Here is a 16,324-nt window from a genome sequence, read left to right on the forward strand (position 1 = left end):
AAATGAATGCCTTAAAGCACATTGATAGTCATATGCCACGATTAGTCTCTGAATTACAAACACTAATTCAGCAACCAAGTGTTTCTGCAAAAAATGAGGGAATTGAAGAATGCGCACAATTAGTCAAAAAAATACTAGAAAAGTCTGGAATCAAATCTGAAATCTTGAGACTGAAAAATGTGGCACCCTTGGTATATGGTGAAGTAAAATCAAAGAAAAATCCAAACAAGACTTTGATGTTTTACAATCATTACGATGTTCAACCAGTAGAGCCATTTGATTTGTGGGATGATCCTCCATTCAGTGGAAAAATAAAAGGAAACAAAATTTTTGGAAGGGGTTCATCTGATGATAAAGGCGAATTAATCACTCGAATAAAGGCAGTTGAAGCATCTCTAAAAACTACCGGTGATGTTCCATGCAATATTAAATTTGTAATCGAAGGTGAGGAAGAAACAGGAAGTGCACACATTGATGATTATCTAAAAAAATACCAAAAGAAATTTTCATGTGATGGTGTAATTTGGGAATTTGGTTATGTTGATTCACAAAATAGACCAATTATCGGTCTTGGGATGAAAGGATTATTGTACGTTGAACTGTCTGTAAAAGAATCAATTCGTGATGCACATTCCAGTTTGGCAGTATTGATAAAAAATCCAGCATGGCGATTAATTGAAGCTGTTCAAACATTGAGAGATTCTGATGGAAAAATTCTCATTAAAGACTGGTATAAAGAAACAACCCCTCTATCTAAACAAGATTTGGAGATAATATCAAAAGAGCCATTTGACGAACAATCTTTCAAAAAAGAATTTGGAGTGAAATCATTTGTAGGAAATCTAAAGGGATTGAATGCAAAAAAAGCCCTTGTTGGTGGCGCTACTTGCAATATTGCTGGATTTGTTTCAGGATATACGGGAGATGGTGCAAAAACAGTTCTTCCTGGTACTGCTTTAGTGAAAATTGATTTTAGACTGGTTCCTAAAATGGATCCAAAAAAACAGGTTCTTAGACTAAAAAAACACTTGAAATCAAAAGGATTTGGAGATGTATCTGTCAAAATTTATCATGGTGAAGCTGCTGCCCGAACAAATCCTATTGATCCGTTTGTAACTAAAGTAAAAGAAGCAGCTGATCAATCTTTTGGAAAATCAATCATTAATGTTTCAAATGCTGGCACTGGTCCCATGCATTCTTTTGTAAATGTATTACATGCGCCATGCATCTCTATTGGCAGTACCTACATGTTTGCTCGTATCCACTCTCCAAATGAATTTACTAGAATCGATTTACTGAAAAAAACTACAAAATGCATTTATCTTATTATGGAAAAATTTGGAAAAGACTAGTGTAAGCATCTAGGTAATTTTTTGATAACATGTGCCAGTGATATTCTTCCCGGACCTGCTGTGATTATTAGTAATGCCCCTCCTAATATGACGAGATCAATTGCGTATCCTCCATTTCCTGTAATGTTGGAAGCTTCTTTTACTACGAATATTGCTCCAAGCATAATTATTGCAATCATTGATGCAGACAGTCTAGTAAATACTCCTATGATTAGTAATATTCCTGAAATTAATTCTGCAAGTGCAATTGGGATCTGCATCTCTACTGGTATGCCCAGATTACCAAGCATCCCTGCAAATCCTGGATTAAATTTTCCAGATCCTTGTACGATGAAAACTACTCCTATTGCGGCTCTAATGCCCCAATTTGTAATCTCATTTAGCTTTGTATTGTGGATGCTGGATTCAGTCAACACGAAATTCTGTTTTTTACCATATAAAATATTTTATCCATATTTTGAATCAAAAAAGGAGAAAGCCCTTTATTATGCTGTGAAATCATTTGAATTATGTCTATGTACATGCCCGGAGCAACAGCTGTGGGAATTACTTTTAATGGTGGCATAGTTCTTGCAAGTGAAAAAAGGATCGCATTTGGTAACTTTCTTGTAAGTAAATCTTCAAAAAAGACATTTTCAATTACTTCAAAAGTTGGTGCTGCATGTGCCGGCCTGGTAGCTGATATGCAGATTTTAACATTACAGATTGCGGCACTTGCTAAAATTAGAAAAATGGAACTCAAAAGAGACGTTCCTCCAAATACTGTTGCTAAAATGATGTCAAATATGATGTATGAAAGACGATATTTCCCATTACTGACTCAGGTAATTGTCGGTGGTGTGGTTGACAAACCTATCTTGTATACATTGGACCCATTGGGCTCTGTTCTTCCCGATGAATACGCTGCAGTTGGAACTGGTGCTGAAATGGCATTAGGTGTTTTAGATCCGCAATTCAAACCAAATATGACACAAGAAGAAGCAATTGATTTGGCAAAACGAGCTGTTAGATCTGCAGCACTTCGAGACTCCGCAAGCGGTGATGGACTTGATATCCTCGTTGTTACAAAAGACGGTACTAAAGAATTCACTGAGAAAATCTAATTAAAAATACAACGTTTAGTAATTTTGATTTCTAATTATTACTGTAAATTTACTTTAAAGTAAAAATATCTAGATTTCATTTGCCATATCAAAGTATTTCCATTCAAAAATTATGAGCAGTATCCATCATTGCAGCTGTACTTCAAACTCTGTCTGTCTGTTTCACTATTCTCAAATTCATCCAACTTCTGTAAGAACTCATGAAGTTTTCAATATTAAAAGATCAAAATAGATTATTCGTAAATCGTTTTTCCAATTTCCCAAAACTTGTCTGATATATAGTGCATATTTTTTATGACTTCGCCTTTTTCCATCTTTTCTAATTCTGCACTTGATACCAATGATTTTCCTACTGCAAGAAACTTGTGTTGTGACTCTTCAACGATGCAGACAATTTTTTCTTTTTCAAACTCATCATGGGTTTTGATTCCTGGTCTCATTACATTTGCTCCTTTACACATGAATTTCACAGCTCCCATGTCTACTGTAACATGCGGAAATTTTTCAAGCATTTGAGTTTCTGACAAAAATGGGAGATATTCATCATTAATTTTTAAAATTTTTATCCCCTGACCCATAATTATCTGCGCATCATCTGCAATCTCATGCACTTTGAGATTTTTTATTTTTGGAAACTCCATTCCCCATTTTTCTGTGACTGTTTTTAGAAGTGTAGCGGTTTCACTCTTTGAAATTAGGTTGGATTTCAAATTTTTACTATCTCTTGTCTGATGTCTAACAAATCTCTTAGGATAGAACTTGCTGTTTCCATTCCTCCGGCGCCTTTTCCGATAATTGTTTGCGTGCCGGAATGTTCTGATGTGAATGCAATTGCATTTAATGTTCCATTGACACATAATGGATCATCTACTGAGACTTCCTTTGGTTCTACTATGAGCTCTTTGTTACATGAAGCAATTAATTTGATAGCGCAATTATTTTTTCTAGCTTTTTTGATATCTTCTTCTGTAACATTACGAATTCCTTTACAATTGATATCTGGCATTGTTACTTTCATATCCATTACCCAGTTTGCAAGAATCACTAATTTTGCAGCTGCATCTAGTCCATCCAAATCTAGGGACTCATCTGCCTCCACATACCCTTTATTCTTGGCATCTTTTAGGGCAGTCTCAAATGACAGTCCATTTGCCATGTTAGTTAGGATGTAATTTGTCGTTCCATTTAGTATCCCTGAAAATGAGCTGATTCTTTCTCCTCTAAGGCTATTTTTTGCATAATCTAAAATTGGCGTTCCTCCACCTACGGTTCCACTGAATTTGAAGATGACTTGATTGTAAATGGCTAATTCCATCAATGATGGAAATGCTAATGCTAACGGGCCCTTGTTTACTGATATTACATGCATGCCCCTTTTCATTGCTGTTACTATGTGTGTCATTCCAGGTTCTGCATCTTTGTAATTACTAGCAGTAGTTTCTATGACAACATCTGCATCCAAGTTTTTGATCATGTCTATTCCCGACATGTTGTTTTTTGTATTTGCATAATTTTTTACAGTTCCAGTTTTTTTCTTTACTTCAATTAATTTCTCTAATTCTAATCCTGAGCTATCAACTGCACTGCCTTTGCTATCAAACACACCTACTACTCTTGGTTTTAATCCATATTCTGCATAAAGATCCTCTGATCTTGAATCAAATAATTTTACTAAACTTTGGCCAACAACACCAAATCCACAAAGTATTATTCTCAAATCCTTTCATTCCTTCTTGATTTATTATTGTAATTCATTTCTTTGATTTTCTTATCATTGATTGTGTTTTATTAATAATTTTTGCATGTTATTCAATCTGTGCTTAAGAGTGCCTGATATTGATGCACTCACTCATCTTTTTTCTCAAGATCCAGTGAAATTGAGTTAATGCAGTATCTGAGGTTGGTTGGTTTAGGACCATCATCAAAAACATGACCTAAATGTGCACCACACTTTTTACAGTTTACTTCAGTTCGTATCATTCCGTAAGCACTATCTGATATGTATTCAATTTTTTCATCTGAAAGAGGTTGCCAAAAACTTGGCCATCCAGAACCTGAATCATACTTTGTATCTGATGTGAATAATGGTTCTCCACAACAAACGCATTTGTAAGTGCCTTTTTCCTTGTTTTTGTAATATTTTCCTGAAAAAGGTGGCTCAGTTCCTTTATTGATGCAAACTTCAAATTGGTCTGGTGTCAGTACCTCTTTCCATTCTTGTTGTGTTTTTTCAATCTTGTCAGCCATGATTTTCTCTCTTTGTGATTATATTAGAATATTTTCTATTTTTTAAGCTTCTTTCTTTTTTCCTCTGTTCTTTTTTCTGATTCAAATCTCTCCAAATCATATTCTTTTAAATCTACAAATCTCATTATCTTGCTTAAATTTGGATGGACTTTGTTTATCTCTTTGAACATTTGTTGTGCAACTTGTCTATAGTCAATATGTCCTTGTGGTACTGTTCTTAACTCAATTAAATGACAAGCTTCTCTGAGATTAAATTTCATAAAATATGGATAATTATATGCAAAGTTTACAACATACTGCCCCTGTTCTGGATATTTTTTTCTGATTTTATCAAATGTGTATCTTGTCTTATTCATGCATTCATGATAGTCTTTTTCAATCCCTAAAACTTTGATCTCATTTGGCGTATTATATCCATGATCTGTTGTAAGCAATTGTCTTTCTAGCGTCAATGCTCTGTGTCTGTGAAAATCTCTGAACATTCCAAAATTATTTAGTAAATCAAAAGTGTAGTATACGCTCTCAAATGCTCTGGACGGTCTATGACGTCTATTTTTTCTCAATTTTGCAAACGATTCAATTATCTTTATTTTTTTAGTCTGTGGTAATTTTTTTACTTGTTGCATTATGTTAAGATATGATGTGCTTGGAGATTGCTCATAGATTATACTGGTAATGATTTTGTCTATGGCTGTTTTTTCTAATTCATAATCTACTAACTGTGTTTTAACTCCTGAAATTATTTTTGGTTTGATTCCTTTTGCTATGCTTTTAGATGCTTTTTTCAACTCTTGAAGGTAAGTCTGGAATGCTTTACCGTATTTATCATCAGCTCTTTTGACAAAAGCCTTGATTGTAACATCTAGCTCTTTTTTGATTGTTGAGGCTAAATTTTGCTCTTCTTCAAGTTCTGATGCCCCAAGTACTGTAAGGAGATACTCAAAAGCACGACCATTTCCTGTAATTCCCACGTTTGTTAAAGTTGATGCAGGTAAAAGACCACGCAAAATGTCTAACGCTTTTGCTTTTGTTGAGCCATTGTAAATCATATTTGCTGATTTGATGTCTTTTTCCTCTTTTAGTTTGGAGAATGCTTTTTCTTTTCCATCTTTTGAATCTTTGAAAGTGTATTTTTCAATTGGATATTTTTCTCGTATGTATTTTATCATTGGTTCTATATTGTTTGAATACATATCAAATGAAAAATTACATGTCTCCAAATACAAATCAGCAAATCTTGAGTTCATTAGTTGTGAATCTTTGTAGAATCTGTATTCTCCGTTAATTTTTTTATTCCATGCTACATATCTTGATGATTTTTCTAAATATGATAATCCTATTCTTCTATCTTCAATTTTTTTAACTGCAATATTGGAAAGACCTTCAATTGCAATTTGTGCTTCTCCAAGCTCTGCTACCGAATCATCTCCATATTCTAACAGAACTCGATTGTAAAATTCCTCCCCCCTATTCTCATTTTGTAAAAACTCATCTAAGAAAATTCTGCGCATATTTTTGTCTGTTCTGCTGTATCTTGACATTAATGCGCCACGATCAACTTGTCTTGGTGTGATTATTGCAAAAACATTTCCGTCAGTATTTGAAAAATGGTCTGATAAAATCTTTTTTTCATTACTTGAAAATTCTGACAATATGATTGTCATGATTTCCAATTATTAATAGTCTATTTCTTTTTCCCAATTTGAATTAGATCGGGTGCTTTATTTTTTTCTTGTCCTTTTGATTGCCATCTTAACAATACTTCTTTGAATGCATTGGCATCTCCCTCATTTTCTGTATACATTAATGCAGTTACCCACCTGCCCTTTCCTGCCTTTCCTCCTACGGAATTCATCCAAAAATTACTTGGTAATGTCTCCATTAGTTTGTTAGATGGGTCTTTTGTTACTTCTAACCATCTTTGTCCTACGAAATTCAAAATCTGTTCTAATTCTTCTTTTTGGATCATGATTTTTTTCATACAATGCTAAATTTTAAAATTTCTAAATTTTTTTCTGAGTTTTCTTTTTACATAAATTATGTGGATTTAGGCATGAAATTACTGATTTGTATGTGTGATATAATGAATAAAAAAATTATCTTAAAAATATTATTGGATCTTAAGACCAAAAACGGTTAGTTGTTTGGTGAAAGTCCCAATTATTGTTTTTTTGATGATTTAGTATTTAGATCATACTGATAATTTCTACGCGAGTCTTTTATTCTAATTTGAGATATTCTTGTTATTAGATGGGTTGAGGTTTTTTCGACCATTACCTCACACCATCTAGTTTTAACCGATTAGAAGATTCATGCCCTTCTAATCTCTTTATTACTAAAGTGATATGTTTTTTTATGTTAGACCTCTGGTGGCTCCTTTGTATTGTCTGAAGAATAATTTTCAAGATTAGTTTATAATTATGCCTAAATCAGAGCTATCAATTTGCCAATAGAATCTGGTATAGTTACACTTGAACTATGGGTTATCTTTTTTGCAATTCTTTCAGTAACTATTGCAATTGATCTTGGATTGATTCATAAAATAAAAAGAAAATTGACTAAAGCATCATCATCTGAATTAGAACATGTAATGTCTACCAAAGAGGCACTTGGTTGGACTATTACTTGGATTTCACTTGCAGGAATTTTTGCAGGAATGATCTATTTTGCACTTGGTAATGATAAGATGATTGAATTTGTAACTGGCTATGCTTTGGAAAAATCTCTTAGTGTAGATAACATGTTTGTATTTTTACTAGTTTTCACTACTCTTGGAATCCCTCATAAATATCAGCATAGAGTTCTCTCTGTTGGCATTCTCAGTGCAATTGTGATGAGAATTGCACTAATTCTGGTTGGTGCCTCTTTGCTAGATAATTTCCATTGGATGATCTATATTTTTGGTGGATTACTTTGGTTTACATCCATTAGAATGATCCTTCAAAAAGAAGAGAAAAAAATTGAACTTGAAAAAAACATTGCAGTCAGAATTTTAAAAAAATTCATGCCTGTTAACCTAAACTTGGTTGGCAACAAATTCCTTGTGTCCATCAATGGTGTAATGCATGCCACTCCATTGTTAGTAGCACTTGCAATAATTGAGCTGACTGATTTGGTATTTGCAATGGACTCTATTCCTGCTGTCTTGGCAATTACTCGAGATCCATTTATCGTAATAACATCAAACGTATTCGCTATATTGGGTTTAAGGGCACTTTACTTTTTGATTGGTGGCATGATGGAACGATTCCATTATCTGAAACCTGGATTAATCGTACTTTTGATATTCATTGGAACTAAGATGATAATCTCTGAATTCTATCATATTGAAACTGTGACTTCTTTGATTATTGTATTTGTCATTCTTGTAACTGTGATGGTTGCTTCATTGCTAAAAAAACCAAAAACTACAAAATCTGAATAATTCCTAAATTATTTGTGTTATATGCTAAATGTTAACCTAAATTGATCAAATGTTAACCTGAATTGATCAAATGGGTAGTGAAATTTATTATCTTATTTATTAAATTTAAACTCAATTGGATACATGTATGTTGAATAGAAAATCATCAGTTGGTCTGTGTTTTGGTGTATTGTTGCTGATTAGTATTGTATCAGTACAAATGGCATATGCTGAACCTACATTTTCTTTTAAATTTGGTACTTTTGGAACTGCAAATAATCAACTAAAAAATCCACATGATGTTGATGTAAGCAGTGACGGTAAATCCATCTATGTTACAGATACTGATAATCACAGAATCATCGTATTTGATGATGATGGGGATTATGATTACAAATTTGGTACATTTTGTAATATGACTTCCATTCAAAACTGCAATGATGACGCAGATGGAGCAGACAGCGATGGCGATGGTCAATTCAACAATCCATTTAGTGGAGTTTTAGATGGGATTGGAAATTTCTTTGTTATTGATTCTGATAATGAACGAGTTCAAAGATTTGATGACGGCGATGGTCAATTTGAATCAAAATTTGGCTCTTCTGATAATACAAAACCCGAGTATCTAGGGTCTGCCCAGGGAATTGCTATACAAAAATCTACAAAGAAAATTTTTGCATCTAGTGTTGAAACTGATTCCATATCTGTCTTTGATTCTACTGGGACTTTTATAATTAATTTTAAAACATTCAATGGCACTGAAACTCTAACGAATCCATCCCATATGATTATTGATGACAGTGAAGAAACTCTATATGTTTCTGATACTGGCAATGATCGAATCATAGCATTCAAACTTGTTACGGGAACAACATGTCCGGCAGGTACTACAAAAGCTGTGGATGGAATATGTTATATCAAAAAGTTTGGCTCTGCAGGTACTGCTGACGGAAAATTTGATTCTCCATCAGGTCTAGCAGTTGATTCAACAAATGATTTGCTTTATGTTGCAGATACTGACAATAACCGAATCCAAATATTCAAACTAACTACTGATACAACATGTGCTAGCGGTACAAGCAAAGTTGTTGACGGTGTATGTTTTGTAGAAAAGTTTGGATCTTTGGGTACTGCTGACGGAAAATTTGATTCTCCATTGGGACTCGCATTAGATACTACCCATAATTTACTATATGTTGCAGATACTGACAACAGTAGAATTCAGGCATTTACACTCGTATCTGCTTCACAAACTTCTGGTCCTCCAAAGAATTTAAAAACATCTCCAGTTTCTCCAACATCTGTACTGTTAACTTGGGACGAACCTGTTTTATCTACTGGCTCTCCTGCAGTAACTGGTTACAGAATTGATTACAAAACAGCAACCACTGCATATACTGTTTTAATTGCAGATACTAAGAGTACATCAACATCATTTCTTCATGAAGGTCTAGACTCTAGCAACACTTACACTTATCAAGTATATGCAATAAACTCTAAAGGAACAAGTACTCCGTCTTCTAGTTCATCAGTAAAACCTGCAGAGACTACTGTTCCAAGTGGATTGCTTGCAACTGCAATTTCTCCAAACCAAATTAGACTTTCATGGCAAGCTCCATCAAACACATTTGGACAAAGTATTGGTGGATATACAATTCAACGCGTAGTCGGACCTGATGTCTATGATAATCTTGGTTCAACAAATAGTAAAACAACTACATACACTGTCAATAACTTAACAACTGATAAATCATATTCATTTGTAGTTAGAGCAAATATTGGTTATGGCGTTACAGAGCCATCAAACACTGCAACAGCTACCCCTAAAACAACCTCTATCGATGTTCCTCAAACGCAAACATCTTCAAATTCTGCTGTAATACAAATTTCCTCACCTCCAATAAAATTAACTGCAACAAGTACTTCATCTACTCAGATTAATCTCTCATGGAGTCCACCTTCTTCTACTGGCAATACTCCTATCACTGGTTACAAAATTGAGATGAAAAAAGATTCTGGCTCTTACTCTGTGTTGGTAGCAAATACAAATAGTACATCGACTACATATTCTCATACAAACCTTATCGCAAATTCAAAGTATACATACAAAGTATATGCAATAAATGCTGCTGGTACTAGTACGGCATCTAATGAAGTTACAACAATTCCTACTACTACATTGAAAATAAATCCTTTAGGTAAATTAACTATCGACGAAGGTAAACTACTTTCTTTTGCTGTAAAGTTAACTGATCCCTCTATGAGTGGCATGGTGTTTAGTTTGGAGAAAAATCCTCCAGCTGGTGCTTCAATTAATCAAAACAACGGAATGTTTAGTTGGACTCCAAATGATACGCAAGGTGGAAAAGCCTACATCTTTGATATTGTAGCAAATCTAGGCTCGTTAAGTGATAGACAATCAATTACAATTACTGTCAATGACTCTATCAAAAAATCTGATCCTATCAAAGAGCCAGGACCACCAAAAGATGATCCTATAGATGAACCTGTTAAACTAGAAATAGCTTCATTTGTGGATCCTACAAGAGATCCCCAATCATATGTTGACAGATACAATAATGAACCAAGTTACAAAAAATGGTTTGATGATAACTTCCCAGAATACTCTTCGATTTATGAAGCAGTTGGATTAGATGCACCAAAAGGATTAGCTCCATTTGTTGATACTTCAAAGGATCCACAATCATATGTTGACAGATACAACAATGAACCAAGTTACAAAAAATGGTTTGATGATAACTTCCCAGAATACTCTTCGATTTATGAAGCAGTTGGATTAGACAAACCAAAATCTGATGAACCAAAAACGGACGAACCAAAAACCGATACACCAAAAACGGATGAACCAAAATTTGGAATATGTGGACCTGGAACAAAATTAATTGATGGCATATGTACTATTGTTGATATGCCCAAACCAAAACTAAAACCTTGGTGGCAATTCTGGTAGACTAATTAAAATATTTTAATCTTAAATTTTATGCATGAATTTTTGGATTTGACAAAAATAATGCATATTGTTGTAATTTGTATTTCATAAAGAAATTTGCTTTTGCTCTTGGGTAGTTATTGTTTACATATTCTTTAATTTCTGGCAAACTCATTTTTGCTAATTTATAAAATTCAGAATTGTATTGAGAATGTTGTATGGTGATACTCATCAAGTTATGGTTTGTTATTTTGTTTTTCCAACGATAAATCAAAAATTATTCTAATCTTTGTTAGTTTTATCAAACCAATCAGAGACTAAAAATAATATCAGTTCTCATAAATCTGTCTTTTAATGTCTGAAATATGTTCATTAAAAATTTCAATTCCAGCATCAAATAGTTTCATTGTATTTTCCACAGTGCCTGGTTGATTTTCATCAATTCTTTTGTTTGTTAGATATTGGCCCGAATCATGAATGTATTTTTGAAGAACCATTCCCAAAATACATTCATGCATGTTTTTAATATCCCACTGTTCTTTTGTTGAATTTACCAAATTGAAATACTTTGGAATTTGACTAGTCGCTATTTGTAGCAAATTTTCAAGTTCTCTAGTATCGTCAATGCTCAGTTTCATCTTACAATTAACCTGAACTGATCTTTCAAATTAATAGTTTTGATTGTCTAAAATTTGACTTTTTTATGAGGCTATTTTTTTTATTTTTGTAAAATATCTTGGTATAATTACTGTCAAAATAATATCACACTAACTTGACAGGACATGTTTTTTACAACAACTAGTGGTTCAGGCATGAGTTAACGGTATATTGATCCCTTAGAAATGTCATAAAAATAGAATATTTTCATTATAGAAAGGGGGTAACGGTGGGGACCTACCAATTTGACCTTTTTTTAAGGATTTTAAGAAGATATGAAAATGATTATAAAATGAAATTGGCAAAAAATGGTTTTTCATAAATCAAATCAATACATAATATTTAGTAGTAATACCGATAATTGTGGTTTATTTTTGGATAAAGAAGTAGCATTAACAATCATAGTAATGGTTGTCACTACCGTGGCAATTGTAGGATTACTGTGTATTTACACAAATAATGAAATTCAGCGAATGAATGAGGAAATAACAAAAACAAAAACAAATGAAGTACAGGCATTATCTTCACGTTTTGCGTTAAGACTACAGTATGTTACTGGTCTGATGGAATTGTACAGTCAAACTTCTCCAATGACGAACCCTCCGACATATTCAAATTTGATTTCTGATCAGTTAAAGGGTATACCACAAGATGCAGACATTGAAAAAAGAGAAATTGCAAGAAACATGTTTGATAAAAAACTTGAACTTGAGTACATTTTTTATGCCATGCCAAATGGTGACATCTACTTTTTAGAACCGTTTTCCTCACAAGTTAAACTCTCTCAGTTAAATTTTGCTTTTAGGGACTGGTATCAAGGTGCAATAGATACAGGCTCTACATATGTAAGCGAGGTATATGTTTCTGCTAATGAAAAACACAATGTAATAGCCATTGCAGTCCCGATACACAATGATATTGACCGCACTTTGAATGGACTCTTTGTAGGTGCACTTGATCTTGGCGCGGTTCAAAGATCATTATCCCAGATTAGTCATGGACAAAATGAATATTTTCTCATAGTAGATCACAATAATAACATCGTAGTAGATTCTCGAAAATCAGAATCAGACATTGAAATTAAAAAATTTACCTTAGATTTGATTGACCATCCATCAAAAAATGAAGTCAGCGTAATAACAAAAGAAATAGACGGAAAAGATCACCTCATAGCATTCAAAACTATACCTGTAGGGATTCATGAATGGTCAGTTATATCGATTCAACCGTATGAAGATGTGTTTGTATCATCAACAGCATTGAGAAATGAAACACTTGGAATGATCGTGACAATAGTGGCAATCACTAGTACATCTGGTTTTTTTATGATAAGAAAAATAAATATAAACATACATCTTTCAGACCGACTAAAACAAAACAACTCTGAACTAGCGCTAAAAACAGAAGAAATCAAACAGATTGATGTTCAAAAAGATGAATTCTCTGCAATGGTTACACATGAGCTAAAGACTCCTCTAATGCCTATCTTGTGGAATTGTAATTTATTAAAAAAAGGAATGACAGGAGAACTTAATGCAGAACAGATAGAATCAATAGAATCTATTGAAAAAAATACAAAGCAACTTGAGTCACTCATTAGCGATATTATGGATGTAAGAAAACTAGAGCTAGATAAAATGAAATTTAATTTTGAATCTATATCAACAGATGAATTTTTTGGCAATCTTGATTCTACTTATAGAAAAGTTTTGGCAGACAAAGGGATGTCATTTAAGACAGAATATCCACATGGAATTATCATACATACAGACAAGACAAGACTACGACAAGTCTTTGATAACATAATAGGAAATTCTATAAAGTTTATTCCTCAAAACACGGGAATAATTGAGATAGTAGTGGAGAGAAAAGAAAATGAATTGACCGCATCCATCAAGGATAATGGTTCTGGCATTCCTCCTGAAAAACAAAAAGGATTGTTTCAGAAATTTTATCAAATAGACACATCAGAGAGAAGAAAAAGCGGCGGGACTGGACTTGGGCTTGCCATCTCAAAGAAGATAATGGATAAGCTTGGAGGCTCAATCAGGCTTGAAAGCGATGGTAAGACAGGCACAACAGTTCACATTAGTTTGCCTATTGAAAATCAAAATTCTTAAAAGTATGTAATCACATATTATGAATATATGCATTTTTTATTGGTTGATGATAATATAGAGATTACAAAAATAATGTCAAAATATTTTACAAAAAAAGGTCATCTGTGTACAGTTGCAAATGATGGTCGTAATGCACTTGAAATATTACAAGGTCAGAAATTTGATGCGACAATACTTGATCTTGCGATGCCAGAATTTTCAGGCAGAGATGTAGTCATGCATTTAAAAAATAATGGAAAAATAAATGATCATAACATAGTGTGTCTTACAGCATCTTCTCCATCTGGCGAGTATGAAGATGAATTAAGAGTCATGGGAGTAAAAGCAATACTAAAAAAACCAATTGATCCTGATGTATTACTTGACTTTATGAATCAGTTTCAAATCAAGCATTAGCAATCAATATGGATGATCATATTATTAATGAACTACAACAAATAATTTTATTTCAGAAAAAACTAGAACAGATAATCAATAGTGATGAGCAAGATAAATCAGTACAAATACCCGATATAATAGATAATCTTGAATCTACAAATAACCTTACTGAAAAACTTGTAAGTGGCATACTCTCCGATAAAACAAAATTCGATAAAGTATTTTTAAGTACACTTAATCATGAACTGCGTACACCACTTGTGCCGATAAAGACGTATTCGGAAATGCTAATACAAAATAAATTTGGAAATTTAAATGAGCAACAAAAAGAAAGGCTTGACATCATTGTAACAAACACTAATCTATTGCAACAAAAAATAACAGAACTCCTTCAGCAAAGTGCAGATAAGATTTCATCAGATAAAGAGTCCCGCCACCGTCTAAAAGAAGTGGAACAAGAAAAAGTATTACTGGAAAAGTTAGACGACCTTTTAAATGATGAACTAAAACAAGACAAACAGATAATACATCGACTACAAGATATTGTGACAAAATTGAGTCAAACCCAAAAAGAGGGAAGACAAGAAGAACTGTTTTTAGATAAACTCGTAAAAGACGAAGAAAGAAAAAATGTCCTTCTTGCCAAAAAAAACCTCATAGTAATTGCAATATCTGCAATAATTGTCAGTGCGGGATTTGTAGCATATTCTACATACGTGGTAAGCGTTGTAGGCTCACAATACAAGGTAGTCAATATTGGAAACATGCAATCGGGATATGTCATTCAAAACCTTAGGGGTGATACTATAGACACATGGCTTTCATGGAGGCTAGTTGACGGCTCTACTCTTAACGTCAACCTAATTGATGGTCAAAAATATCCCGACAAGGCTGAAATTGTCAGGACTGTACTTTTATCAGAAGAGTCAATTGAGATAGATGATTCGCTACTGCACAAGGGTCCAAAGGGAGTCACATCTACATACTATGTTGGATGGGCAGGAGCACTTGCAGATGCAGCAAAGAATCCGACTGAGATGTACATTCCCCACAAATTCAACTTGATAGAGTCTCAAAAAGGCGAAGGGGAAATTACAATCAGACTTACAACTATGAAAAGCGGAGACGGTTATTCTGGGTATACAAAATCAATTGCAGACGATGTACAAAATCAGATACTAAAATCAGAGATTACAATATTTGAAGCAGACAAATTATCAAAAGCCCAGTTTGAAACCATACTGAGACACGAGCTTGGACATGCGCTAGGACTAGCACACTCCACAGCCCCCGAAGATCTTATGCATCCTACAATTGAGACAGATTATCCATACATCTCTCAATGCAACATTGATGCCATGATATCTCTCTACGATGGTGGAAAGAAAAGCGAAGTTGTATGTGAGAAGTGATTCATATTTTATTGATGAGTAAGAATCAGAAATATTTAATTTCAAAAACGGTTCAATCTGTCTAAGAATTGAATCTTGAATGATTTCTAAACTTCGAGTTCTATGATGATTGAATTTTCTGTATATTCTGTTTTTATCTTGGAACCCAAATCAAAAAATATCGTCTCATAATATGTTTTAAAAAATAAAGACCATTGTTCACCCATTTCATGAAACATCACTAATTTTGTATTGTTTTTTTCATTATACTCCTTAATTGAAAATCCTGATGATTTTGCACGTTCTTTTAAAATAGAAATCCACTCATTAACACCATATTTTCCTCGCATCGATAGTGCAATTTCTTTTGCACCACTTTCTGCAGCATCTTTTGCAATTTTGATTATGGTTTGATTATCAACATGTTTTATCAACTCCGTTGAGGCTGATTTTAGCATCACGATCCAGCCTATCTCTGAAGCATTTACATCCCAGTTTACATGAGAATCAAAAATTTGGTTTACATATGTATTGAGACTTAATTTCTGATCTTTTGATATTTTTTTTAAATTATCTAATGTGTTTGTGTTTATTCTAAAACTAGCATGCTCTGTGGGTGCTCTTTTTTTCTGAATCATTAGTAACTGAGATTGATAATTACACCATTTTAATTTAATTAAAAACAGATGATGTCCCAATCAAGATTCACATTAATTATGATTG

The 16,324-nt window shown here is 33.4% G+C and carries 15 protein-coding genes; 7 read left to right on the forward strand and 8 right to left on the reverse strand.

The genetic code is table 11. The features are described 5' to 3' along the window. Positions 1 to 2: 2 nt before the first annotated feature. Complete coding sequence (locus DSQ20_RS03745) at positions 3 to 1,352, forward strand: M20/M25/M40 family metallo-hydrolase (protein WP_179366085.1); 1,350 nt, start codon at positions 3 to 5, stop codon at positions 1,350 to 1,352. On the opposite strand, the gene DSQ20_RS03750 is transcribed toward DSQ20_RS03745, so the two are convergent. Then, entirely contained in the window at positions 1,349 to 1,765 is a 417-nt protein-coding gene (locus DSQ20_RS03750; protein ID WP_179366086.1) for a DoxX family protein, read from the reverse strand. The two genes, DSQ20_RS03745 and DSQ20_RS03750, sit on opposite strands and share 4 nt — an antisense overlap. A gap of 96 nt (positions 1,766 to 1,861) precedes the next feature. Here DSQ20_RS03750 and DSQ20_RS03755 point away from each other — a divergent pair, with 96 nt between their 5' ends. Then, positions 1,862 to 2,455, forward strand: coding sequence for a proteasome subunit beta (locus tag DSQ20_RS03755; RefSeq protein WP_007550219.1), 594 nt, complete (start codon positions 1,862 to 1,864; stop codon positions 2,453 to 2,455). A 233-nt stretch (positions 2,456 to 2,688) separates the two neighbouring features. On the opposite strand, the gene DSQ20_RS03760 is transcribed toward DSQ20_RS03755, so the two are convergent. The 5 genes from DSQ20_RS03760 to DSQ20_RS03780 form a co-directional block, all read right to left on the reverse strand. Next, positions 2,689 to 3,165 (reverse strand): PUA domain-containing protein, encoded by a 477-nt coding sequence (locus DSQ20_RS03760; RefSeq protein ID WP_179366087.1) that lies wholly within the window; start codon positions 3,163 to 3,165, stop codon positions 2,689 to 2,691. Next, positions 3,162 to 4,172 carry a homoserine dehydrogenase gene (locus tag DSQ20_RS03765; protein WP_179366088.1) on the reverse strand — a complete coding sequence of 337 codons (1,011 nt, stop codon included), beginning with the start codon at positions 4,170 to 4,172 and terminating at the stop codon, positions 3,162 to 3,164. The genes DSQ20_RS03760 and DSQ20_RS03765 overlap by 4 nt, the downstream gene beginning before the upstream one ends. A gap of 128 nt (positions 4,173 to 4,300) precedes the next feature. Beyond that, positions 4,301 to 4,702: a peptide-methionine (R)-S-oxide reductase MsrB gene (msrB, locus tag DSQ20_RS03770; RefSeq protein WP_179366089.1), complete on the reverse strand. Its 402-nt coding sequence runs from the start codon at positions 4,700 to 4,702 to the stop codon at positions 4,301 to 4,303. A gap of 35 nt (positions 4,703 to 4,737) precedes the next feature. Further along, complete coding sequence (locus tag DSQ20_RS03775; RefSeq protein ID WP_179366090.1) at positions 4,738 to 6,366, reverse strand: FAD-dependent thymidylate synthase; 1,629 nt, start codon at positions 6,364 to 6,366, stop codon at positions 4,738 to 4,740. 20 nt (positions 6,367 to 6,386) lie between these two features. Next, positions 6,387 to 6,671: a hypothetical protein gene (locus DSQ20_RS03780; protein ID WP_048110350.1), complete on the reverse strand. Its 285-nt coding sequence runs from the start codon at positions 6,669 to 6,671 to the stop codon at positions 6,387 to 6,389. Between the two features lie 474 nt (positions 6,672 to 7,145). On the opposite strand from DSQ20_RS03780, the gene DSQ20_RS03785 reads away from it, so the two are divergent. After that, complete coding sequence (locus tag DSQ20_RS03785; protein ID WP_179366091.1) at positions 7,146 to 8,126, forward strand: TerC/Alx family metal homeostasis membrane protein; 981 nt, start codon at positions 7,146 to 7,148, stop codon at positions 8,124 to 8,126. Between the two features lie 127 nt (positions 8,127 to 8,253). After that, positions 8,254 to 11,076, forward strand: coding sequence for a fibronectin type III domain-containing protein (locus tag DSQ20_RS03790; RefSeq protein ID WP_370464193.1), 2,823 nt, complete (start codon positions 8,254 to 8,256; stop codon positions 11,074 to 11,076). Positions 11,077 to 11,384: 308 nt separating this feature from the next. Here the strand turns inward: DSQ20_RS03790 and DSQ20_RS03795 are convergent, their stop codons facing one another. Next, positions 11,385 to 11,693, reverse strand: coding sequence for a hypothetical protein (locus tag DSQ20_RS03795; protein WP_179366092.1), 309 nt, complete (start codon positions 11,691 to 11,693; stop codon positions 11,385 to 11,387). 393 nt (positions 11,694 to 12,086) lie between these two features. On the opposite strand from DSQ20_RS03795, the gene DSQ20_RS03800 reads away from it, so the two are divergent. From DSQ20_RS03800 to DSQ20_RS03810, 3 genes are read left to right on the forward strand one after another with little or no spacing between them, the layout of a single operon-like run. Continuing rightward, positions 12,087 to 13,832, forward strand: a complete 1,746-nt coding sequence (locus DSQ20_RS03800) for a sensor histidine kinase (protein ID WP_179366093.1) — start codon at positions 12,087 to 12,089, stop codon at positions 13,830 to 13,832. A gap of 27 nt (positions 13,833 to 13,859) precedes the next feature. Then, complete coding sequence (locus DSQ20_RS03805; protein WP_179366094.1) at positions 13,860 to 14,228, forward strand: response regulator; 369 nt, start codon at positions 13,860 to 13,862, stop codon at positions 14,226 to 14,228. A gap of 8 nt (positions 14,229 to 14,236) precedes the next feature. Continuing rightward, on the forward strand, positions 14,237 to 15,622 hold the full coding sequence (locus tag DSQ20_RS03810) for a histidine kinase dimerization/phospho-acceptor domain-containing protein (RefSeq protein ID WP_255458329.1): 1,386 nt from the start codon (positions 14,237 to 14,239) through the stop codon (positions 15,620 to 15,622). 86 nt (positions 15,623 to 15,708) lie between these two features. Here DSQ20_RS03810 and DSQ20_RS03815 read toward each other — a convergent pair whose 3' ends face one another. Then, positions 15,709 to 16,239, reverse strand: coding sequence for a hypothetical protein (locus DSQ20_RS03815; RefSeq protein ID WP_179366095.1), 531 nt, complete (start codon positions 16,237 to 16,239; stop codon positions 15,709 to 15,711). Between the last annotated feature and the right edge of the window lie 85 nt (positions 16,240 to 16,324).

It is taken from the genome of Nitrosarchaeum sp. AC2 (genome assembly GCF_013407385.1).
GTDB lineage: Archaea > Thermoproteota > Nitrososphaeria > Nitrososphaerales > Nitrosopumilaceae > Nitrosarchaeum > Nitrosarchaeum koreense.

Bases quoted from the DNA above. Each gene is read 5' to 3' on its own strand.
- DSQ20_RS03745 (WP_179366085.1), top strand. From the start codon at position 3: ATGAATGCCTTAAAGCACATTGATAGTCATATGCCACGATTAGTCTCT.
- DSQ20_RS03755 (WP_007550219.1), top strand. From the start codon at position 1,862: ATGTCTATGTACATGCCCGGAGCAACAGCTGTGGGAATTACTTTTAAT.
- msrB (WP_179366089.1), bottom strand. From the start codon at position 4,702: ATGGCTGACAAGATTGAAAAAACACAACAAGAATGGAAAGAGGTACTG.
- DSQ20_RS03775 (WP_179366090.1), bottom strand. From the start codon at position 6,366: ATGACAATCATATTGTCAGAATTTTCAAGTAATGAAAAAAAGATTTTA.
- DSQ20_RS03780 (WP_048110350.1), bottom strand. From the start codon at position 6,671: ATGATCCAAAAAGAAGAATTAGAACAGATTTTGAATTTCGTAGGACAA.
- DSQ20_RS03790 (WP_370464193.1), top strand. From the start codon at position 8,254: ATGTTGAATAGAAAATCATCAGTTGGTCTGTGTTTTGGTGTATTGTTG.
- DSQ20_RS03795 (WP_179366092.1), bottom strand. From the start codon at position 11,693: ATGAAACTGAGCATTGACGATACTAGAGAACTTGAAAATTTGCTACAA.
- DSQ20_RS03805 (WP_179366094.1), top strand. From the start codon at position 13,860: ATGCATTTTTTATTGGTTGATGATAATATAGAGATTACAAAAATAATG.
- DSQ20_RS03810 (WP_255458329.1), top strand. From the start codon at position 14,237: ATGGATGATCATATTATTAATGAACTACAACAAATAATTTTATTTCAG.
- DSQ20_RS03815 (WP_179366095.1), bottom strand. From the start codon at position 16,239: ATGATTCAGAAAAAAAGAGCACCCACAGAGCATGCTAGTTTTAGAATA.